General features: G+C 66.7%; 17 protein-coding genes and 1 pseudogene. 11 read left to right on the top strand and 7 right to left on the bottom strand.

The genetic code is table 11. The features are described from left to right. Nucleotides 1-75 precede the first annotated feature (75 nt). A complete protein-coding gene (gene ligA, locus HD592_RS08305; RefSeq protein WP_184453263.1) occupies nt 76-2,445 on the top strand; it encodes an NAD-dependent DNA ligase LigA in 2,370 nt (789 codons plus the stop codon). Nucleotides 2,446-2,532: 87 nt separating this feature from the next. Here ligA and HD592_RS08300 read toward each other — a convergent pair whose 3' ends face one another. From HD592_RS08300 to HD592_RS08290, 3 genes are all read right to left on the bottom strand, one after another. Next, nucleotides 2,533-2,976 carry an SIR2 family NAD-dependent protein deacylase gene (locus HD592_RS08300; protein WP_184453261.1) on the bottom strand — a complete coding sequence of 148 codons (444 nt, stop codon included), beginning with the start codon at nt 2,974-2,976 and terminating at the stop codon, nt 2,533-2,535. Continuing rightward, a complete protein-coding gene (locus HD592_RS08295; RefSeq protein WP_184453259.1) occupies nt 2,973-3,737 on the bottom strand; it encodes a macro domain-containing protein in 765 nt (254 codons plus the stop codon). The genes HD592_RS08300 and HD592_RS08295 overlap by 4 nt, the downstream gene beginning before the upstream one ends. A gap of 77 nt (nt 3,738-3,814) precedes the next feature. Continuing rightward, nucleotides 3,815-4,441 carry an NAD(P)-dependent oxidoreductase gene (locus HD592_RS08290; RefSeq protein ID WP_184453257.1) on the bottom strand — a complete coding sequence of 209 codons (627 nt, stop codon included), beginning with the start codon at nt 4,439-4,441 and terminating at the stop codon, nt 3,815-3,817. Between the two features lie 126 nt (nt 4,442-4,567). On the opposite strand from HD592_RS08290, the gene HD592_RS08285 reads away from it, so the two are divergent. Beyond that, nucleotides 4,568-4,903, top strand: a complete 336-nt coding sequence (locus HD592_RS08285; RefSeq protein ID WP_184453255.1) for a winged helix-turn-helix transcriptional regulator — start codon at nt 4,568-4,570, stop codon at nt 4,901-4,903. A 123-nt stretch (nt 4,904-5,026) separates the two neighbouring features. On the opposite strand, the gene HD592_RS08280 is transcribed toward HD592_RS08285, so the two are convergent. Next, nucleotides 5,027-6,292 carry a phospholipase D-like domain-containing protein gene (locus HD592_RS08280; protein WP_184453253.1) on the bottom strand — a complete coding sequence of 422 codons (1,266 nt, stop codon included), beginning with the start codon at nt 6,290-6,292 and terminating at the stop codon, nt 5,027-5,029. A gap of 85 nt (nt 6,293-6,377) precedes the next feature. On the opposite strand from HD592_RS08280, the gene gatC reads away from it, so the two are divergent. The 4 genes from gatC to HD592_RS08260 all read left to right on the top strand — a co-directional run bounded on the left by gatC (nt 6,378) and on the right by HD592_RS08260 (nt 11,018). Beyond that, nucleotides 6,378-6,674, top strand: a complete 297-nt coding sequence (gene gatC / locus HD592_RS08275) for an Asp-tRNA(Asn)/Glu-tRNA(Gln) amidotransferase subunit GatC (protein ID WP_154476633.1) — start codon at nt 6,378-6,380, stop codon at nt 6,672-6,674. Further along, nucleotides 6,674-8,179 (top strand): Asp-tRNA(Asn)/Glu-tRNA(Gln) amidotransferase subunit GatA, encoded by a 1,506-nt coding sequence (gene gatA, locus HD592_RS08270; RefSeq protein ID WP_184454582.1) that lies wholly within the window; start codon nt 6,674-6,676, stop codon nt 8,177-8,179. The genes gatC and gatA overlap by 1 nt, the downstream gene beginning before the upstream one ends. Next, a complete protein-coding gene (gene gatB, locus HD592_RS08265; RefSeq protein ID WP_184453251.1) occupies nt 8,179-9,675 on the top strand; it encodes an Asp-tRNA(Asn)/Glu-tRNA(Gln) amidotransferase subunit GatB in 1,497 nt (498 codons plus the stop codon). The genes gatA and gatB overlap by 1 nt, the downstream gene beginning before the upstream one ends. A gap of 953 nt (nt 9,676-10,628) precedes the next feature. After that, nucleotides 10,629-11,018 (top strand): hypothetical protein, encoded by a 390-nt coding sequence (locus HD592_RS08260; RefSeq protein WP_184453249.1) that lies wholly within the window; start codon nt 10,629-10,631, stop codon nt 11,016-11,018. A gap of 122 nt (nt 11,019-11,140) precedes the next feature. On the opposite strand, the pseudogene HD592_RS08255 reads toward HD592_RS08260, so the two are convergent. Then, nucleotides 11,141-11,552 (bottom strand): annotated as a pseudogene (locus HD592_RS08255) (transposase domain-containing protein); the annotation flags it as partial. Nucleotides 11,553-11,562: 10 nt separating this feature from the next. Here HD592_RS08255 and HD592_RS12650 point away from each other — a divergent pair. The 4 genes from HD592_RS12650 to HD592_RS08240 all read left to right on the top strand — a co-directional run bounded on the left by HD592_RS12650 (nt 11,563) and on the right by HD592_RS08240 (nt 16,808). Next, entirely contained in the window at nt 11,563-11,955 is a 393-nt protein-coding gene (locus tag HD592_RS12650; RefSeq protein WP_407822382.1) for a hypothetical protein, read from the top strand. Between the two features lie 686 nt (nt 11,956-12,641). Beyond that, nucleotides 12,642-14,192, top strand: a complete 1,551-nt coding sequence (locus HD592_RS08250) for a sugar ABC transporter ATP-binding protein (protein WP_184453248.1) — start codon at nt 12,642-12,644, stop codon at nt 14,190-14,192. 34 nt (nt 14,193-14,226) lie between these two features. Then, entirely contained in the window at nt 14,227-15,483 is a 1,257-nt protein-coding gene (locus tag HD592_RS08245; RefSeq protein ID WP_184453246.1) for an ABC transporter permease subunit, read from the top strand. Nucleotides 15,484-15,680: 197 nt separating this feature from the next. Then, complete coding sequence (locus HD592_RS08240; RefSeq protein ID WP_184453245.1) at nt 15,681-16,808, top strand: substrate-binding domain-containing protein; 1,128 nt, start codon at nt 15,681-15,683, stop codon at nt 16,806-16,808. A gap of 344 nt (nt 16,809-17,152) precedes the next feature. On the opposite strand, the gene HD592_RS08235 is transcribed toward HD592_RS08240, so the two are convergent. Beyond that, nucleotides 17,153-17,902 (bottom strand): ATP-binding cassette domain-containing protein, encoded by a 750-nt coding sequence (locus HD592_RS08235; RefSeq protein ID WP_184453243.1) that lies wholly within the window; start codon nt 17,900-17,902, stop codon nt 17,153-17,155. Beyond that, entirely contained in the window at nt 17,899-19,095 is a 1,197-nt protein-coding gene (locus tag HD592_RS08230) for an ROK family protein (protein ID WP_184453241.1), read from the bottom strand. The genes HD592_RS08235 and HD592_RS08230 overlap by 4 nt, the downstream gene beginning before the upstream one ends. Before the next feature lie 159 nt (nt 19,096-19,254). Between HD592_RS08230 and HD592_RS08225 the strand changes: the two genes are divergently transcribed. Continuing rightward, nucleotides 19,255-20,475, top strand: a complete 1,221-nt coding sequence (locus HD592_RS08225; protein WP_246430005.1) for an ABC transporter permease subunit — start codon at nt 19,255-19,257, stop codon at nt 20,473-20,475. Nucleotides 20,476-20,552: the final 77 nt, after the last annotated feature.

Genomic DNA, 20,552 nt, shown 5'->3' with positions numbered 1-20,552 from the left:
GTGGATAACCTCGGTCGTGCAGGGGGACGTGTACGAGCGGGCCGAAGAGGCCCCCGCCGATGCGACAATGGGCCCATGACTGACAAGGACGCGCCCGCGCAGGAGCACTCGCCCCGTTGGACCGCCGTTCGCGAACGCCACGACGCCCTCGTGGCCGTCATCGAGCGCGCGCGCAAGGCGTACTACGAGAACGACGCCCCGGAGATGAACGACGAGGACTACGACCGCCTCTACCGGGAGCTCGAGACGATCGAAAGGGACCACCCCGAACTCGCGGGCGCCGACTCGCCGACGGCGAGCGTGGGGGGCGCCGCCCGATCGGACTTCGCCTCGGTGCGCCACCTCGCGCAGATGACCTCGATCAGCGACGTCTTCTCCCCGGGCGAGCTGGCCGAATGGATCGAGCGCGTCGAGACCGACCTCGGAATGAGCGATCTCGACATGACCGCGGAGGTGAAGATCGACGGACTCGCCGTCAATCTCCTCTACGTCGATGGGCGCCTCGTGCGCGCCGCGACCCGCGGGGACGGCTACACCGGCGAGGACGTCACGGCTAACGCCCTGACGATCGCCAGCATCCCCCAGGCCCTGCGGGGCGGCCCCTTCCCGCATCGCGTGGAGATCCGGGGCGAGGTCTACATCCCCATCGCGGACTTCGAGGCCTACAACGCCGAGCGCGAGAAGGCGGGGGAGCCCCTGCTGGCGAACCCGCGCAACGCCGCGGCCGGCTCGTTGCGTCAGAAGGACCCCGCGATGACGGCGAAGCGCCCGCTCGCGGTCCTGGCGCACGGCGTCGGCTTCCTCGAACTCGGAGGATCCGGCTTCGAAGCCCCGAAGAGCCAGTTCGCCTGGTACAGGCTCATCGAGTCCTGGGGCCTTCCGGTATCGGAGCACACCCGGCTCCTGCGGGGCCGGGAGGCGATCGAAGAGCGCATCGGCGAACTCGCCGACGCCCGCAAGGACCTCGCCTACAAGATCGACGGGGTCGTCGTGAAGGTCGATGACCTCGACCTTCAGCGCAGCCTCGGCATGACCTCCCGGGCCCCCAGGTGGGCGGCCGCCTACAAGTTCCCGCCCGAGGAGGTCCACACGCGACTCCTCGACATCCGGGTCCAAGTCGGGCGCACGGGCCGGGTCACGCCCTACGGCGTCATGGAGACCGTCCTCGTCGACGGATCCAAAGTGTCCCGGGCGACCCTGCACAATGCGCAGGAAGTCGCGCGCAAAGGGGTCCTCCTCGGCGACCTCGTGGTCCTGCGCAAGGCCGGGGACATCATCCCCGAGATCCTCGGCCCGGTCACGGCCGCGCGCACCGGGGAGGAGCGCCCCTTCGTCATGCCGAATCGCTGCCCTTCGTGCGGCTCGGAGCTGGCGGCGGAGAAGGAGGGCGACGTGGACCTGCGCTGCCCGAACAAAGCGGGATGCCCGGCGCAGATCACCGAGCGCGTCGCCCACATCGGCGCGCGCTCGGCCCTGGACATCGAGGGATTGGGTGATGAAGCGGCACTCGCCCTAACGCAACCGGAGGCGGCCCGTGAGGATGTCGCCGCATCCCTCGTCGCCGGTCAGGCCGTCCTCCTCGAGGACGGAACCGTCTTGCGCCTGGCGGGAGTCGACGACCTCGCGCCCGCGGATCAGCTCGCCGCCGCCGAGTCCCTTCTGCCGGCGCCCCAGCGGCCCGCGCTGAAGCGCGAAGCTGATCTCTTCGACCTCGATGCCGATGCGCTGCGCGAGGTCTTCGTATGGCGGCCCGCGATGGAGCGGGGCGAAGCGACCGGCGACTGGACGCGCGTCCGCTACTTCTGGACGAAGGCGTTCAAAGCCTCGACCCGGAAGTCCGAACCGGGCATGGTCCCGATCGAGACCCAGCCCTCGAAGTCCACTCTCGACATGCTCGCCGAACTCGACAAGGCGAAGAACAGCCCGCTCGCTCGAATCCTCGTCGCCCTGTCGATCCGGCACGTCGGTCCGACCGCGGCGCGCGCCCTCGCCGACGCCTTCCACTCGATGGAGGCCCTGCGCGCGGCGAGTCTCGAGCAGCTCTCAGCGGTCGAAGGCGTCGGAGCGACGATCGGCGCCTCGCTCATCGAATGGTTCGGGGTCGATTGGCATGTCGAGCTCCTCGAGGCGTGGATGCGTGCGGGGGTTTCGATGGAGGACGAACCCGTCGAAGCGGTCTCCAACGTCCTCGAGGGCCTCGCGATCGTCGTCTCCGGGGCGATGCCCGGATACGACCGGGAATCCGCGAAGGAGGCGATCGTCAAACGCGGCGGGCGCGCCACCGGCTCGGTGTCGAAGAAGACGGATCTCGTGGTCGCGGGTCCCGGTGCGGGGTCGAAGGCGACGAAGGCGGAGTCCCTGGGCGTCCCCGTCATCGACGAGACGCGTTTCCAGGAGCTGCTCGACGGGGGCCTCGAGGCCCTCGGGCTGGTGCGGCGGGAGTAGCGGAGCCCCCGCCCCTCCCCGCGCCGATGGCGCTCCCGCTCCGGCGGGGTTGTGAGGCGCAGAGCCCCGATGCCCCACCGCTGCGCCTCAGGCGCTCTGCTTCGCCCTCGTGAGCCCGTGGATCGAGGTCGCGATGTCCCCGGGGAGTGCGATCGAGCGCTCGGCGATCTCGGCCGGGACGAGCGGGTGCGAATCGAGGGTCGCGAAGACGGCGTCCGGGGAGGCACGGGCGGCCTGCCAGAAGGGGTACTTGATGATGCCCGGCGTGTTCATCCCGACGCCGAGCTCGAGGTAGACGGTGCGGCCGGGGCGGGCGGTGAAGTCCCGGTAGCGGGCCGCGGCCTCGTGCCACTGGGCGTCCTCGACGAAACGGGAGTCGATGCGCAGGTGCATCATGGCCTCCGCCCCGCACCACGGGCAGCGCGGGATCGACGAGGTCGGGACTGCGAGGCCGGACTGGTCGGCGGCCATTGAGCGGATGGCCGCTTCGTTGTCCCATGTCTCAGTGCGGGACAGGCCGGGCGCGGTCATGAGAGGAGCTCCTTGTAGAGGGCCTCGTCGGACTCGTGGTACACGCTAAAGACGATGCGCTCGGGCAGGGGGTTGGATTCGGCGAAGGCCTTCGTCTCGTCGACGGCGATCCGGGCGGCGCGCTCGGCGGGGAAGCCGAAGACGCCGGTGGAGACGCAGCACAGGGCGAGCGAGCGCATGCCGTGGGCGGCTGCGGCGTTCAGGACGGAGCGGTAAGCGCGGGCGAGGAGGGCCTCGTGCCCGGCGGTGAGCTCCCCGCGGACGATCGGTCCGACGGTGTGGATGACGAAGCGGCTCGGGAGGTTCCACGCCTTCGTCACCCGGGCATCGCCCGTCGCGAGTGCGCCGCCGCGCATGAGGGCGTCGCATTCGTTGCGCAGCTGGAGGCCCGCCGCGGAGTGGATCGCGTTGTCGATGCAAAAGTGGAGGGGCGCGAAGCAGCCGAGCATCGCGGAGTTCGCGGCGTTGACGATCCCGTCGACTTCGAGGCGGGTGATGTCCCCGCGCCAGACCGACAGCCGTCCGTCATCCTCGGGGGCGAGGGCGCGCGCCGCGTTCTCCTCGCGCAGGAGTTCGTCTTGGAGTGCGAGCCATTCGACGGGGAGCGGGCCGGGCGCGCGGATGTTCATGAGGGCGCGCAAGGCGAGGCGCGACGAATCGAATCGCGCGCAGAAGTCCTCGACGCAGGGCGCTTCGGGGGTCTCGTCGAGGAGTCCCTCGATGAGTCGGCGGACGCGCGGGTCGGTGAGGGTGCTCGTCATCGCTCGGCGGCTCCTTTCTTCCTCATTCTTCGGATCGGGGCGGCGGGGAGGCGACCCCGCCGCCCCGGGAAGGGCGTTCAGGCCCAGCGGACCGAGAGGTGCTCGCGGACATGCCCGCCGTCCTCGACGAGGTCGGCGATCGCGATCGCGTAGTCGGCGTAGGAGAGGGCGGAGGTGCCGTCCTCGCCGACGGTGAAGCGGTTGTCGCCCAGGACGTAGGAGCCGCGCCGTTCGCCGTCGGCGAGGAAGACGGCGGCGGGCGAGACGAAGGTCCATGCGGCGTCTTCGCGCGTCTTGAGGAGGGCGACCTCGTCCGCCTGCGCGCTTGCGAGGGGACGGAACTCCTCCGGGAATCCCGGGGTGTCGAGGAGGCGCGTGCCGTCCTCGTCGACGAGCAGGGAGCCCGCGCCGCCGACGATGCAGAGGCGGGCGCCGGTCGTCGCGACGAGGTCGGCGAGGTGCGAGGCCGATGCGGAGTGGAGGTGGAGGGCCTCGGAGATGAAGGCGCCGAAGGCGTCGACGACGGCTTCGAAGCCGGCGAGGTCCTCGGCGGTGATGTCGAGGATGTCGCGGAGGATCGCGTGCGGGGCGTTCGAGCGGTTCTCCGTTCGGACGACGGCGGTGACATCGTGTCCGCGTGCGATGAGCTCGTCGGTGATGAGGCGGCCGGCCTTGCCGTTGGCCGCGACGACGGCGATCTTCATGGTGCTTCTCCTTCAGGCGTTCATTCGCTGACGGAATGACGATACGATTGCCGGTATCGGAATGGAAGTAGGCACTTTATTGTGCTGTAGGCACCATTTGGAAACTAAACAGATCAGAAGGCATTCATGACGACTCTCGAGAAGCTTCCGGCCTGCCCTGTCGAAACGACGCTCCTCCTCATCTCGAACCGTTGGCGCACCCTCATCGTCCGCGACCTCCTCACCGGGACGAAGCGCTTCAGCGAACTCAAGCGCTCCGTCACGGGCGTCTCCCAGAAGGTCCTCACCGCGAACCTGCGCGAGATGGAGGGGACGGGCATCGTCCGCCGGGAGGTCTTCGCACAGGTCCCGCCCCGCGTCGAGTACTCCCTGACCGAGCTCGGTCGCACCCTCGAACCCGTCCTCGCCGCCATGGACCAGTGGGGAACCCGCTACAAACGCTCCCTCACGACCTCGAACTGAGGCCGACCGGTGCTCGGAGCAAGCATCGCAGTCCGAAGGGGGAGCGCCTTCACCCGCTCACGGGCGGACACGAGGAGCGCCGCCCTCGTCGCCGATCCCCGCCGAAGGACGCGGGGCAACGGCTCACACGACGAACTTGAAGGGGTGGAGGAGGCGCTCGGCGATCTTCGTGAGCACCGTGCGCCCCTCCCATTCCTCGATCGTGAGCCGACGCGAGGTGGTCAGGTCGTTCGCGAAGATCTCCTCCATCCGCTCGGCCAACTCGCTCGAGAAGAACTGCATGTTCACCTCGTGGTTGCCGCGCATCGACAGCCGGTCGATGTTCGCAGTCCCGATCGTCGACCACATCGAATCGACCGTCATCGTCTTCGAGTGGACCATCGCATGCTGGTACAGCCAGATCTCAATGCCCTCGCGCAGGAGCTGCCCGTAGTAGGGGCGGGCCACCCAGTCGGCGAGGATGTGGTTCGAGAACTCGGGGATCAGGACGCGCACGCGCACGCCCCGGCGGGCCGCCGCGATGAGCGCCTGAAGGACCTCCTTGTCGGGGATGAAATAGGCGGTCGTGATCGTGATCGACTCGGTCGCCCTCTCCATCGCATCGATGTACATCCCGCGGATCGGATAGAGGAATCGGTGCGGCGCGTTGAAGGACGCCGTCGTCTTCGCCTCCCAACGCCGGGCCCCCTGGTCGGGGAGCCTCGGGGCGCGCTTCGGCTTGAAGTGATTCCAGAAGTCGACGAAGCCGTTCTCCAGCTCCCACACCGCCGCGCCCGACACGCGGACGTGCGTATCGCGCCATTCATTCGCGAAAGGATCGCCGATGTTGTACCCGCCGACGAAACCGACTTCCGAATCGACCACGAGGATCTTGCGATGGTCCTGCCCCGTGTTCCGAAGATTCAAGGTGAGCAGGCCCGAGCGGATCGCCGGGAACTTCCTCACCCACAGGTTCGGAAGCTTCGGGAACATGAAGAAGCGCGGGTCCTGATTGAGCACGCCGAAACCGTCGTACACGCAGTACACCTGCACGCCGCGCTTCGCGGCCGAGATGATCGCGTCCTTGAAGCGCTGACCCCACTCGTCCGAACGCCAGATGAAGGTCTCGAAGTAGATGTGGTGCTTCGCCCGGCCGATCGCGTCCAGCATGTCCGCGTACAGGGAGCGCCCCTCGGTGTAGGTCCGGACGGTCGTGCACGAGACCTGCGTATCGGCGGGCTCGAGGGCGGGGAACCCGTGCCGCCCGCCGGGAACGCGCTGCTTGCGCATATGGTCGACCATGTGGACCGCGATGAGCGCGGTCGTCTGGGCCGCGATGATGCCGAGGCCGACCTTCTTCACGATGCTCAGGGTGTCGGCGCTGAGGCGGGGTCTGCGGCTCCAATCCATGGCCTCAAGGATAAAGGGACTCGTCCGGCCCGTTTGGCGAGCGGCGGGAATCAGTCAACGGCCGCCAATGAGTAGGATGGCGAACATGTCACGCATCAGTACTGACGAGGTCGCCCGCGTTGCGGGCCTGGCCCATATCGCATTGACTCCCGAGGAGATCGAGCGCTTCGCCGGTGAACTCGACGTCATCGCCGACTCGGTCGCCAAGGTGTCCGAAGTCGCCACGCCGGACGTTCCCGCGACGTCGCACCCGATCCCGCTCACGAACGTGTGGCGCGAGGACGAGATCGCGGACACCCTGGACCGCGACGAGGTCCTCGCTGCGGCGCCCGCCTCCGAGGACGGCATGTTCCTCGTTCCGCAGATCCTCGGGGAGGAATGATGAACGCACTCGTGAAGAAATCGGCGCTCGAACTCGCCGAGCTGCTCGCCGGCGGACGGATCACCTCGGTCGAGCTCACGACCGCCTGCCTCGACCGGATCGAGGCCCTGAACCCGAAGCTCAACGCATTCCTGTTCGTCGATCGCGAGGGGGCGCTCGCCACCGCGGCCGAGGTCGACGCCAAGCGCGCGGCGGGCGAGGATCTCCATCCGCTCGCCGGCGTCCCGATCGCCCTCAAGGACAACATGGTGACCCGCGGGATCCCGACGACTTGCGCCTCGAAGATCCTCGAGGGCTGGCTGCCGCCCTACGACGCGACCGTCGTGAAGAAGATCCAGGAGGCGGGCCTTCCCATCGTCGGCAAGACGAACATGGATGAGTTCGCGATGGGCTCCTCGACCGAGCACTCCGCGTACGGCCCGACCCTCAACCCGTGGGATACGACGAGGATCCCGGGCGGATCCGGCGGAGGCAGTGCGGCGGCGGTCGCCGCCTACATGGTGCCGCTCGCCCTCGGCTCCGATACGGGCGGCTCGATCCGCCAGCCCGGTTCGGTCACGGGCACCGTCGGCGCGAAGCCGACATACGGTCAGGTGTCGCGCTACGGGCTCGTCGCAATGGCCTCCTCCCTCGACCAGATCGGCCCGGTCACGCGCACGGTCGCCGACGCCGCCGCGCTCACCGAGCTCATCGCCGGACACGATCCCCTCGACTCGACCTCGCTCAATGAGCCGGTCCCGGAACTCCGGCGCGCGGTGGAGGCCGCCGTCGGCGCCAAGCGCATCGAGGGCCTGAAGATCGGCGTCGTCAAGGAGCTGTCGGGCGAGGGCTATCAGGACGAGGTCCTCTCCGCCTTCAACGCGACCGTCGAAGCCCTGCGCGAATCGGGCGCCGAGGTCGTTGAGGTGTCCTGCCCGAGCTTCGATTACGCGCTCGCCGCCTACTACCTCATCATGCCGGCGGAGGTCTCCTCGAACCTCGCGCGCTTCGACGGCATGCGCTACGGCATCCGCGTCGAGCCGAGCGAGGGCCCGGTGACCGCCGCCTCCGTCATGGCCGCCACCCGCGAGGCCGGATTCGGCGATGAGGTGAAGCGCCGCATCATCCTCGGCACGCACGTCCTGTCGGCCGGCTACTACGACGCCTATTACGGCAGCGCGCAGAAGGTCCGCACCCTCATCCAGCGCGATTTCGATCGCGTGTTCGGCGAGGTCGACGTCCTCGTGTCCCCGACGGCGCCCACCACGGCCTTCGCATTCGGCGACAAGATCGACGACCCGATGGCGATGTACCTCAACGACGTCGCCACGATCCCGGCGAATCTCGCGGGCGTGCCGGCGATGAGCGTTCCGAACGCCGTGAGCTCCGAGGGCCTGCCGATCGGGTTCCAGATCATCGCGCCGGCGCGCGGCGATCAGATCATGTACGAGGTCGCCGGGCTCGTCGAAGCCCTGAGCGACGAGGTCGCGGCCTCCTGCCCGGCCGGAAGCTGGGAGGGGAACTGATGACTGAGCTCATGGCATACGACGAGGTCGCAGCCGCTTTCGATCCGGTTCTGGGTATCGAGGTGCACGTCGAGCTCGGCACGAAGACGAAGATGTTCGACGCGGCTCCCAACGCCTTCGGCGGCGATCCGAACACCTATGTGACGCCCGTGTCGCTCGGCCTGCCCGGCTGCCTCCCGGTCGTCAACAGGACGGCCGTCGAGTACGCGATCAAGATCGGCCTCGCCCTCAACTGCGAGATCGCCGAGTACTGCCGATTCGCGCGCAAGAACTACTTCTACCCCGATCTGACGAAGGCCTTCCAGACCTCGCAGTTCGACGAGCCGATCGCGGCGAACGGCTACGTCGATGTCGAGCTCGAGGACGGGACCCTGTTCCGCGTCGAGATCGAGCGCGCGCACATGGAGGAGGACGCCGGGAAGAACACGCACGTGGGCGGCGCCGACGGCCGCATTCACGGCGCGGATCACTCCCTCGTGGACTACAACCGCGCGGGCGTGCCGCTCGTCGAGATCGTGACCCGGCCCATCACGGGCGCCGGGGAGCGCGCTCCGGAGGTCGCGGCCGCCTACGTCCAGACCCTGCGCGACATCTTCCGGGCGCTTGGGGTCTCCGAGGCCCGCATGGAGCGCGGCAACGTCCGCGCCGACGTCAACGTGTCGCTTCGCCCCTCGCCCGAGGCGCCGCTCGGCACGCGCACGGAGACTAAGAACGTCAACTCCTTCCGCGGCATCGCGGCGGCCGTGCGCTACGAGATGCAGCGGCAGGGCGCGATCCTGGCCTCGGGCGGCGAGGTCGTCCAGGAGACGCGGCATTTCCACGAAGAGGACGGCTCCACGTCCCAGGGGCGCGAGAAGTCCGATGCCGAGGACTACCGCTACTTCCCCGAGCCCGATCTCGTCCCGGTCGCGCCGGCTCGCGAATGGGTCGAGGAGCTGCGCGCGACTCTGCCCGAGCTCCCGGTCGCCAAGAGGCGCAGACTCCGGCAGGAGTGGGGCTTCGCGGACATGGAGATGCGCGACGTCATCAACGCCGGGGCGCTTGAGATCATCGAGGCGACCGTCGCCGCGGGCGCCGATCCGAATTCGGCGCGCAAGTGGTGGATGGGCGAGCTGTCGCGCCGTGCGAAGGAGCGCGAGCTGTCCCTTGAGGACATGCCCGTGACGCCCGCGCAGATCGCCGAACTCCAGTCGCTCATCGATTCGGGCCGGATCAACGACAAGCTCGCGCGTCAGGCGCTCGAAGGGGTTCTCGAGGGCGAGGGCTCGCCGACTCAGGTCGTCGAGGCCCGCGGTCTCGAGGTCGTGTCCGACGACGGTGCGCTGACCGCCGCCGTCAAGGAGGCCATCGAGGGCAATGCCGGAATCGTCGCGAAGATCCGGGGCGGCAAGCTCCAGGCGGTCGGGGCCCTGGTCGGTGCTGTGATGAAGGCGACGCGCGGGCAGGCCGATGCCGCTCGCGTGCGTGAGTTGATCATGGAGATGGTCGAGGCCTGAGCTTTCAGGAGCCGTGTCGGCCCCGTCGGCATTCGCCGACGGGGCCGCGGCGTGGTTGATGCGATGTCCGGACGCCTTCGTCTGGATCATGTAATGCGAGTTCGCAGATGAACACCCGCCGTGACAGGCTTGAAGATGGAATCGCTGAGGGGAGGTCTCCTCGTCCCCCGCCACTCAGTCGAGTGCTGCTTCGACCTGCGAGCCGGGTTGACGTTGGCCCGACCGCTCGGATGAACAGCCGAGGCACGATTCGATAGAGGTCATTAGACACATGTTCATGTATCACTTCGTATAGCGGCTTACCCATTGACAGGTTTTCCGCTCAATGAGAGAATTATCACATTGGGTTCCATCTCCTGAGTATGTTGAGGTACGAGTCCGATGAAGTGTTTCCGCTTTGCGGTCCCCGTTTCGCTCTTCTTGTCGGTCGTCCTGATTTTCGTCGGTGCGAGTGCGCAGGCGGATCCGATGCCGGAGGCCGATGAGCGGGAGGATCCTCAAACCGCGGTTGTTCTCCGAGGCTCGGATTTCGTCGTGGTCGATGAGTCTAGTCCTGCGGTTTTACGGGTAGGAGAGTCGCGTTTCTTCCCGACTGGCGTCATTGACCAGTCGACGACCGTGATTCTCGTCGATGGCGATTTTGAGCCCATATCGGCTCGACTCGGAGAATCCGCGGTGTCGCGCGATGACATCTTGAGTCTCATAAAGGAGTCTCGCCCGGGTGAATCGCCGCAACCATCCCGAGCCTCCCGGGGCTACATCGCCAATTACGGAGTATGGAGTCAAGGGTATTGGGGTGACAATGTTATCGGGATGGACGATTCCACAAGGGTTTACTACGGCTTTGATGTGAATGATGCGTCGTGGATGCAGGTCTGTGGTCAAGGGCGGGGCTATTATCGGGGGTACAACGGCTCGGATTTCGGAGTCTGGGAGTCTTGGTATTCACTGGGGTGCACGTCTACGACATCGTACGGCTCTGCAGGCGCTTCCGTGCCGTGGGGGAACGTTGCTTCCACAAAACGATTCAAGGCATACAGCACCGGCGTCTGGGCTTCAGGATCGTGGTGGTGAACATGCGGAATCAAGAAAGGCGCCGGAGGCTTCTACTAGGGATTCTCGGGACTTTCGTCGCCGCCGTCGTTCTTCGATACGTGCCGTCGGTGGTCCTGCTACCCGCGCTTACCGAGTCGGGCATGATCCATGCGGGCTCGGGATTGCATGTGCTCGTCGCCAATGCCCTTCTCGTTCTCGCGGAGATCTCAGCGGTCGCCTGCGGTCTTCAAGTTGCTGTGTTGATCGTCGGTTGGACCAGGATTCAGGACGACGATTTCGAACAGTAGATGCGTCCCGTCCTCCGGGGAAACGCCTGGTGAACCGCTCCGGGTTCGGCGAGACTGGGTTTATCGGTGTGTGGCCAGTTCCAGGCGCTTACCGTGGGCAGCGTCGTACGGTTCCGAACCAGGGGTGGTCGGTGGTCCGGGACGGCTGCGAAGCGATGGTGGTTGTGCCAGTAGACCCGTTCCGAGGTGGCGAGTTCGACTTCTTCGATGCTCTTCCACGGCCCTTGATGGCAGGCCCGCGGATGCATTCGGCGTTGTAGTGGTCGTTGACACTCTCAGCCAACGTTGTCGTAGCTGTCGCCGACCGTGCCGATGGAAGGGGTTGCTCCGATTGCAGCTCGGCGTTGCCCGTAGCGAATCGAGGTGAACTGAGGCCCGACCTTCGCTGTGACAGCGAAGACGTCACTGATGAAACAGACATGGGCAACACCGGGTTCTGGTGGAAACGTAGGTCAGGTCCGTGACCCACAGCCGGTTGGGCGCACTGGCGGTGAAGTCGCGGCCAAGCAAATCCGGGTGGTGTGGCGCTTGAGGGGTGCGCACAATGTGGCACGCCCTCAGGCGCGCAGGTTGGAGTGCGGGGCGAGAGCAGGTAGCGCGGCTCGTGCGCGCAGCGGGTATCCGTGGTGTTCGCCCAGGCCGGGCCCCTATCATCACCTGGAGGCGCAAAGACAAGGATGGGCGCCCAGACCATTTCAAACGCACGTTCACGGCCGATGCGCCATCGCTTGCGGTTCGCCGACATTCCCCGCGAGCGGGAGGTCCGCCTCGTGCGTGCGAACTAAGGTCGGATTCGTCTGCACCGCGTTCGTCACCAATGCCTTTCCCGCAAGATCGCGGGCTGATCGACGCGCTCGTCCGCGAAGACCAAAAGCTCTGCCGTTGGAAGCATGAGACCAAGCGATTGCGCAGCCCGAAGGGAACCTCCACGGTCTGATCCATTCGGATCACGGCTCCCAGTACGTCTGGTTTGTCTGCAATGACACGCTCGCTGAACTGGGAATTGAGGCGTCGACGAGGGCCGTGGGAGATTCCTGCGACAACGCGCTCGCCCAAACGGTCAACGGCTTGTGCAAGACCGAGCTCATTTCCTCCCAGCCGTAGGAGTCCTTGGCCGAAGTTGAATTCGCGACCCTGTCATGGGTGCACTGGCAGAACACAATCCACCCCCACGAGGCCCTGGACTGCCAGACGCCCGAAGACCTCATCCGCGCCCACAATCAACACTGGACGCCAGAGGCGACATCCACCCACTCAAGAAGCAGGACAAAACCCGGAGCGCTTCACCCGAAACAACACGGCTCGACGAGGCATCTGAAGCAGCCTCAACCTTCCTCTGCGACATGACTCCCTCCTCTCCTTCCAAGGGATGAGGTCTCCACCGAACCCAGAGCGGTTCAAACCATCACGACACGCCCGACCAACGTCACACGTCCTCGCCGGTATCCCTGATTCCGCAGGCTCGAAACCTTGTCTTCAAGAGATGAAGTCAAAATAACGGTTTGATTACAGTTCGTGAAATCAGAGTTTTTCGACCTCGGAGGCAGTGCACACTTGAGGCCGCAAGCCGATGTCGAAGTCGACACGGCGGAACCTATCGGTCCACAGTTCAGCGGAGAACCAATGACTGACTCATGTCGTGAACGCGTCGTCCTCCAGATGCGTCACATCACGAAGGTCTTTCCAGGGGTCGTCGCCCTCGACGACGTCAACCTGGCCGTGCGCAACGCCGAGATCCACGCCATCTGCGGCGAGAACGGGGCCGGGAAGTCGACCCTCATGAAGGTCCTCTCCGGCGTCCACCCGCACGGCACCTACTCGGGAGCCATCGAGTTCGAGGGCGAGGAGGTGAGCTTCTCCTCGATCCGCGACTCCGAGAAGGCGGGCATCGTCATCATCCACCAGGAACTCGCGCTCATCCCCCAGCTCTCCATCGCCGAGAACATGTTCATGGGCAACGAGGTCAAGCGTCACGGCGTCATCGACTGGCACGCCACCCGGGAGCGCGCCCTCAAGTACATGGCCGAAGTCGGGCTCGATGAGAACCCCGATGAACTCATCAAGGACATCGGAGTCGGCAAGCAGCAGCTCGTCGAGATCGCGAAGGCGCTCGCGAAGGACGTGAAGCTCCTCATCCTCGACGAACCCACGTCCGCGCTCAACGAAGAGGAATCCGCGCACCTCCTCGACCTCATGCGCAAGGAGCGCGAACGCGGCGTCGCGATGATCATGATCTCGCACAAGCTCGATGAGGTCTCCGCCGTCGCCGATGCGGTGACGATCATCCGGGACGGGAAGACCGTCGGATGGATGGACACGGACGAGGGCCCGATCAACCAGGAGGAGATCATCCGCCTCATGGTCGGCCGCTCCCTGGACAACCGCTACCCGGCGCGCGATCCCCATCCCGGTGAGATCAAGTTCGAGGTCGAGGACTGGTGGGTCCGCCACCCGATCAATCCCGACCGCTACGTCTGCAAGGGCTCCACCCTCAACGTGCGCGCCGGAGAAGTCGTCGGCCTCGCGGGCCTCATGGGCGCGGGCCGCACCGAACTCGCACGATCGATCTTCGGCCACTCCTACGGAGTCCACGAACGTGGCGAGGTCCGCATCGACGGTCGCAGGATCAAGGCGAACAGCGTCCCCGAAGCGATCGATTCGGGCATCGCCTACCTCTCCGAGGACCGCAAGATGCTCGGCCTCAACCTGCTCGAGCTCATCCACGAATCCGTCGTCTCCGCGAAGCCCTCCAAGATCAAGAAGGGGGTCGCGCTCGACATCGAACTCGGCAAGCGCTACGCGGAGGAGTACCGCGAGAACCTGCGGATCAAGGCCCCCTCGGTCATGACCGGCGTCTCCACACTCTCGGGCGGCAACCAGCAGAAGGTCGTCCTCGCCAAGTGGATGTTCACCGACCCGGAGGTCCTCATCCTCGACGAGCCGACGCGGGGCATCGACGTCGGCGCGAAGTACGAGATCTACACCTTCATCCACGCCCTCGCTGAGCAGGGCAAGGCGGTCATCGTGATCTCCTCGGAGCTCCCCGAGCTCCTGGGCATCACCGATCGCATCTACACCATCTTCGAGGGCGAGGTCACCGGCTGCATGGACACGGCCGATGCCGATCAGGAAAGCCTCATGCACCTGATGACAAGCCATACCGCCTCGAACTGACCACCCCACTCAACACGCTCGAAGGTCCACTTCCATGAAGAAGAATCTCAAATCACTGTTCGGCGGGGACTTCCGTCAGGTCGGCATGGTCGCCGCCCTCGCCGCCATCGCCCTGTTCTTCCAGTTCAAGACCGACGGCAAGGTCTTCCAGGCGCAGAACCTGATGAACCTGGTCATGGGCAACACCTACGTCCTCGTCCTCGCGATCGGCATGGTCCTCGTCATCATCGCCGGGCACATCGACCTGTCCGTCGGATCCGTCGCCGCGACGGTCGGCATCGTCGTCGCCGTCGCCATGCGGGACTGGAGCCTCAACCCCTGGCTCGCCATCCTCCTGGGCGTCGCGGTCGGCATCCTCATCGGCACCTGGCAGGGCTTCTGGGTCGCCAAGTGGGGGATCCCGGCATTCATCGTCACCCTCGGGGGTATGCTCCTCTTCCGCGGCGTCAACCAGCTCATCGGCAAGTCCCTCACCGTTCCGGTTCCCGAGCTCTTCCAGACCCTCGGCGCCGGATACCTGCCCGACATCGCCCCCGAGGTGATCCCCTTCAACCTGCCCACGATGATCCTCGCGCTCATCGCGGTGCTCGCCCTGGCCTGGAAGGAATGGCGCTCCTACGTCGCGAAGAAGGGCTTCGAGGCCGACCCCGCCCCGATCTGGGTGCCCGCCGTTCGCATCCTCGTCCTCGGCGGCGCGATCCTCATCTTCGCCTGGATCTTCGCGACCGGCCGTACCGGTACGTCCTTCCCGATCCCCGGCGTCATCGTCGTCGTCCTCGCCCTCGTCTACTCCTTCCTCGCCGAGCGCACGGTCCTGGGCCGATCCGTGTACGCGATCGGCGGCAACAAAGCGGCGGCCGAACTCACTGGCGTGAAGGTCGTCAAGACGAACTTCTTCGTCATCTGCAACTCCGCCGTCCTCGCCGCCCTCGCCGGGATGCTCTTCATCGGGCGCTCGACGGCGTCGGGACCGGCCGACGGCAACATGTGGGAGCTCGACGCGATCGCGGCCGTCTTCATCGGCGGTGCTGCGGTCTCCGGCGGTGTCGGCACCATCATGGGCACCATGGTCGGCGCGCTCGTCATGGCCTTCCTCAACAACGGCCTCCAGCTCATGGGCGTCGGATCCGACTGGACGCAGATCATCAAGGGCCTCGTGCTCCTCGCAGCGGTCGCGGTCGACGTCTACTCCAAGAGGCAGGGGAAGCGCTCCATCATCGGGACCTTCCAGAACGCGCGAGCCAACCAGAAGGCCGCCCAAGCGGCCGAAGCCAAACCCGCCGAATCCTGAGCCCCGGCTCGGATCGGAATGCCGGGGGAGCGCAGCGCGCTCGCCCGGCACCCCGGGGCCCGCTCGGAAACGAGCGGGGAATCCCGGAAACCCAAGCGGGAGGATCAATCCCGGAAACCCTGGGCCCATCGGATTCGGTGGAGACCCGATCGAACACCAACTCAGTGGTCAACCAACAACTCAGTGGAGAAGAGACAATGAAGACTCTCAACGCCCTCGCCGCGGGCTCCGCGGCTGCGGCGCTCGCCCTTACGATGGCCGGCTGCGGCGCCCGGGATACCGGCAGCGCCGCCAGCGGCGATCAGTCCGCGGCTCCGGCTTCGGACGGCATCTCGGTCGGCATCGCGATGCCCCAGAAGACCTCCCAGAACTGGGTCGAGGCCGAGGACATGTTCAAGCAGAACTGCGAGGCGGAGGGCATCACCTGCACCATCCAGTTCGCGAACGGCGGCGTTGCCGAGCAACAGAACCAGATCTCCGCGATGATCGAGAACGGCGTGAACGTCCTCGTCATCGGCGCGATCGACGGCTCCCAGCTCGGCACCCAGCTGAAGGCCGCGAAGGACGCGGGCATCGCGATCGTCGCCTACGACCGCCTGCTGACGAACACGAAGGACATCGACTACTACATCGCCTACGACAACTTCGGGGTCGGTCAGCTTCAGGGGACCGCTCTCCTCGAGGGCCTGGCGGCCAAGGCCGGCGAGTCCCCGTGGGACATCGAGCTCTTCGGAGGTTCCCCGGATGACTCCAACTCCCTCAAGTTCTTCGGCGGCGCGATGGACGTCCTCCAGCCGAAGATCGATGACGGTACCCTCGTCGTGAAGTCCGGGCAGACCGAATTCACGCAGGTCGCCACGCAAGGATGGCTCCCGAAGAACGCCCAGGACCGCATGGCCGCGCTGCTCACCTCCACCTACCAGGGCGATGCGGTGCCGGACGGCGTCCTGTCCCCGAACGACACCCTCGGTCGCGCGATCATCACCGCCGTCGAGCAGGCCGGCAAGCCGGTCCCGGTCGTGACCGGTCAGGATTCCGAGGACGAGTCGGTGACCTGGGTGACCCAGGGCAAGCAGTACTCGACGATCTTCAAGGACACCCGTCCGCTCGTGAAGGCCACGGTCGCCCTCTCGATCCAGCTCGCCAAGGGCGAGGCCGCCCCGAAGGTGGACGGCGCGACCCTCGATGACAAGCAGTACGAGTCGATGGAGGGCAACCCGGTCAAGTCCTTCCTGCTCACCCCGCAGATCGTGACCTCTGAGAATGCCGCCGACGTCTACAAGGACGACGCGCACCGCCTCGATCTGGTCAATGCCGCGAAGTGAAGCCCTGACCCTCCGCTTCACCGCGTCTCGGGGCGCCATGGGCGCGTCGAGGTGAACTGAGGGCCGCTCGTCGAAGACGACGCCGGTGCCCCGCCTCCGAAGAGGCGGGGCACCGGCGCATTCGCTCTCCTGGGCGTTGAGCGGGGGGAGGAAAAGCACGTCGAGCACTTCGTGAGATGTCAAACGCATCGTGGATGCGCCTCGTGGAAGCGTGCAAGCGCAGTGCGGATGCGCCTCATGAAAGAGCATCGCGGATGCGCCTCATGAAAGAGCATCGCGGATGCGCCCCGTGCGCCTCGCAGGAGGCGCAAGCCTCCGTCCGCCCGCCCCGCCGCGAAGGAGGCCTACAGGGCGACCCGGGAGGCCCCGGTGATCGCGGCGATGATGTCCTCGGCGTTGAGATCCGGGGCGACGAAGGAGCCGTTGTTGCGGCCGTGGCGGAAGACCTCGACGCGGTCGGCGATCGTCACCACGTCCGTGAGATTGTGGGAGATGTACACCACTCCGATTCCGAGGTCCCGGAGGCGGGCCACGTGCATGAGGACCTCGGCGGTCTGCGCGATCGACATCGACGCCGTGGGTTCGTCGAGGATGACGAGATCGGGATCCGAGACGAGGGTCCGGGCGACTGCGACGCACTGCCTCTGACCGGCGGTGAGACGGCGCAGGGGCACCCGCAGGTCGGGGATCCTCGCCCCCAGACGGTCGAGATAGGACCGGGCGCGCAACTCCATCTCCTCGTCATCGAGGAGCCGATGATCGAAGACCTCCCGGCCGAGGAAGATATTGGAAACGACGTCGAGGTTGTCGCACAGCGACGTCTCCTGGAAGACGGAGGCGATGCCGTGCCTCAGGGCGATGATGGGGGAGGAGAGCGAGACCTCCTTCCCCTTGAGGCGGATCGAGCCCTCGTCCGGGGCGAGGACGCCCGCAAGCGTGCGCGCCAGGGTCGACTTGCCTGCGGCGTTATCGCCGACGAGGGCGACCACCTCGTGCCGATGGACCGCGAAATCCACACCGACCAGCGCCTCCACGCCGCCGAAGCGCTTCGTGAGGCCGGAGATCTCCAGCAGGGGGTTGCGCGGATCGATCATGAGTCCTCCGTCGATGCAGTCGATGGGGGTGCGTAGGACGGGACGAAGGCGTCGCGCGCCAGTGCCGCCGCGCCCAGGGGCTCGGCATCGTCGCCGAGTGCCGCGCGCACAAATTCCACAGCGGCCGAACCGGCCATCGGACGATCGGACAGGGCCCGGCGTATCGGCTCGAAGAAGACCTCGCCGGCCTGTGCGAGCTCACCGCCGATCGCGATGCGATCCAAACCGATCGCGGTGGTCAGGTCGGCCAGGACCTGACCGATGGTCGCGCCTGCGTCGGTGATGACCTGCCGGCACCCGGGGTCGCCCGCGGCTGCGAGGGACAGGAGGTCGGACAGGGTCATCGGCCCCCTGCTCAGGCGCAGGAGGTCGAGGAGCGACTCGGCTCCGACGACCGTATTGAGGCAGCCCCTGGCGCCGCAGGCGCAGATCCTCCCAGCGGGGTCCACGATGATGTGCCCGATCTCGCCGGCGATCCCCCGAGAACCCGTGCGGAGTCTTCCGTCGAGGATCATGCCGGACCCGGTGAAGTAGGAGGCGCGCACGTAAGCGCAGGAATCGGAGCCGCGCAAGGAGCCGAAACGGTTCTCGGCGAGGGCGGCGGCGTTCGCGTCGTTGACGACGAGGACGTCCTTGTGCAGGCGCCGCTTCAGCACGGAGCCGACGTCGATGTCCTCCCAACCGCGCATGACGCCGCGCGCTGAGATCATCCCCGATGCCGGGTCGACGGGGGCGGGCAGGGACAGTCCGATCGCCGCGAGGCCGTCCGGGTCGCCCCCGGAGGTCTCGAGGAGCTCCATGAGCAGCAGGGCCGCCCGGTCGAGAGTCGTATCGACCTTGTGATCCAGGGGAAGGGGGAGGGTCTGGCGGGCGTGATCCTCGCCGGAGGCGTCGAAGATCCGGGCGACGAGGGCGCGGCGTCCGATCGCGATTCCGGCGACTAGGGTGCCGGTCCGCGCGAGCGAAACCAGCTGCGCGCGCCTGCCCGAACGGATCGTGGACGACAGTTCGACCGTTCCGTTCGCCGCCAGCTGTTTGACGATATTGGAGATCGTCGCCTGGGACAGCCCCGTCATCGCCGAGAGCTCGACCTGCGTGATCCGCCCGTAACGCTTCACGGCCTCGAGGACGCGCGCGGAATTGGCCTCCCTCAAGGAGGTCTGCGACCCAGCGAACACCCCGGACGTTTCCACAGCTCGAGTCTACCGACCAAGCCTTGACCTTCGGTGATGGGAATCGCCGAGGGCGCGCGAGAGAGCGCGCACGCTCCCAGGACGGGGCCTTCCCGCTCGCCCGGACACGCGCCGCGCCCTCGGCCCCTAGTATTTACGCAGGCGGAAGCGAAGGCGCCGATGTCGAACAGGGCGGAGGACATGATGAAGTGGACCGTGAACAACGAAGGATTCGCGCAGGTCGGCTTCGTGGGGGCGCTTGTGATCGTCCTCCTCGTCGTCTTCCAGTTCATCACCGGCTCCCATATGCTCGCGCCGACGAATCTCCAGAACATCGTGATGGCGAACGCCCATATCGCGGTGCTCGCAATCGGCATGATCCTGGTGGTCACGGTCGGGCAGCTCGACCTTTCGGTCGGCTCGACGGCCGCCTTCTCGTCGATGTGCGCGGCACTCGTCCTGGCGGCGTCCGGCGCTCCGTGGTGGATCGGCCTCGTCCTCGGACTCGCGATCGGCGCGCTCGTCGGGGCCGCGCAGGGCTTCATCGTCGCCCGCTTCGCGCTTCCCGCCTTCATCGTGACCGTCGCAGGCATGATCATCCTGCGCGGCGGCGTCCAATGGGGTTCGGCGGCCCTCTCGGTGCCCGTGCCTTCGGAGTTCACCGTCCTCGGCGCCGGATACCTGCCGTCGATCGGCAACATCGCCGGGATCAACCTCGCGACCGTCGCCGTCGGCGCCGTGTGCGCGGCCCTGGCGGTTTCACGGATCTTCGCTTCGAGGATCCGTCGGCGTCGGCACGGCCTCGAGGAATCAACGCTCCGGCCCTGGCTCGCCTCCGCCGCGGCGATCATCGGGATCGGCATCCTCACCTTCCTCTTCGCCTCGGGGCGTCCCGGCACCTCCTTCCCCATCCCCGGAGTGGTCGTCCTCGTCCTGGTCGCCGTCTACCACGTGGTCTCGACGCGCACCGCCTTCGGGCGCCACGTGAGGGCGATCGGGGGGAACGCGAGAGCCGCCGCTCTTTCGGGGGTGAATGTTCAGAAGGTTCAGATCCTCGTGATGGCCAACATGGGGCTTTTGGCGGCTCTCGCCGGAATGATGTTCGCGGGCCGGTCGACGGCTGCCGGGCCGCTCGACGGGCAGCTGTGGGAGCTGGACGCGATCGCCGCGGTCTTCATCGGAGGCGCGGCGGTCGCCGGCGGTCGAGGATCGATCCTCGGTGCGGTCCTCGGCGCCGCATTGATGGCGGTTCTCTCCAACGGCCTGCTCCTCGTCGGCATCGGATCGGCGCCGGCCGCGGTCGTCAAGGGCCTCGTCCTGCTCGCCGCCGTGGCGCTCGACGCTGAAGGCCGCCGCCGCGCGGATACGGGTTCGGAGCCGAAGCCGTCGTTCACGGCGTGACGGGGGACGGTGTCCACCTTTCGCCCTCGCCGAACCCGTTGAGGCTCAGGCGCCTACCATGGCCGAGTACAAGGCTT

Source organism: Schaalia hyovaginalis (assembly GCF_014208035.1).
Classification (GTDB): domain Bacteria; phylum Actinomycetota; class Actinomycetes; order Actinomycetales; family Actinomycetaceae; genus Pauljensenia; species Pauljensenia hyovaginalis.
The sequence above is the reverse complement of the archived record's forward strand: the minus strand, read 5'-3'. Positions and strand labels throughout refer to the sequence as shown.

Coding starts and splice junctions, on each gene's coding strand:
- ligA (WP_184453263.1), top strand. CDS start 76: ATGACTGACAAGGACGCGCCCGCGCAGGAGCACTCGCCCCGTTGGACC.
- HD592_RS08300 (WP_184453261.1), bottom strand. CDS start 2,976: ATGACCGCGCCCGGCCTGTCCCGCACTGAGACATGGGACAACGAAGCG.
- HD592_RS08295 (WP_184453259.1), bottom strand. CDS start 3,737: ATGACGAGCACCCTCACCGACCCGCGCGTCCGCCGACTCATCGAGGGA.
- HD592_RS08290 (WP_184453257.1), bottom strand. CDS start 4,441: ATGAAGATCGCCGTCGTCGCGGCCAACGGCAAGGCCGGCCGCCTCATC.
- HD592_RS08285 (WP_184453255.1), top strand. CDS start 4,568: ATGACGACTCTCGAGAAGCTTCCGGCCTGCCCTGTCGAAACGACGCTC.
- HD592_RS08280 (WP_184453253.1), bottom strand. CDS start 6,292: ATGGATTGGAGCCGCAGACCCCGCCTCAGCGCCGACACCCTGAGCATC.
- gatC (WP_154476633.1), top strand. CDS start 6,378: ATGTCACGCATCAGTACTGACGAGGTCGCCCGCGTTGCGGGCCTGGCC.
- gatA (WP_184454582.1), top strand. CDS start 6,674: ATGAACGCACTCGTGAAGAAATCGGCGCTCGAACTCGCCGAGCTGCTC.
- gatB (WP_184453251.1), top strand. CDS start 8,179: ATGACTGAGCTCATGGCATACGACGAGGTCGCAGCCGCTTTCGATCCG.
- HD592_RS12650 (WP_407822382.1), top strand. CDS start 11,563: ATGTGGCACGCCCTCAGGCGCGCAGGTTGGAGTGCGGGGCGAGAGCAG.
- HD592_RS08250 (WP_184453248.1), top strand. CDS start 12,642: ATGACTGACTCATGTCGTGAACGCGTCGTCCTCCAGATGCGTCACATC.
- HD592_RS08245 (WP_184453246.1), top strand. CDS start 14,227: ATGAAGAAGAATCTCAAATCACTGTTCGGCGGGGACTTCCGTCAGGTC.
- HD592_RS08240 (WP_184453245.1), top strand. CDS start 15,681: ATGAAGACTCTCAACGCCCTCGCCGCGGGCTCCGCGGCTGCGGCGCTC.
- HD592_RS08235 (WP_184453243.1), bottom strand. CDS start 17,902: ATGATCGATCCGCGCAACCCCCTGCTGGAGATCTCCGGCCTCACGAAG.
- HD592_RS08225 (WP_246430005.1), top strand. CDS start 19,255: ATGTCGAACAGGGCGGAGGACATGATGAAGTGGACCGTGAACAACGAA.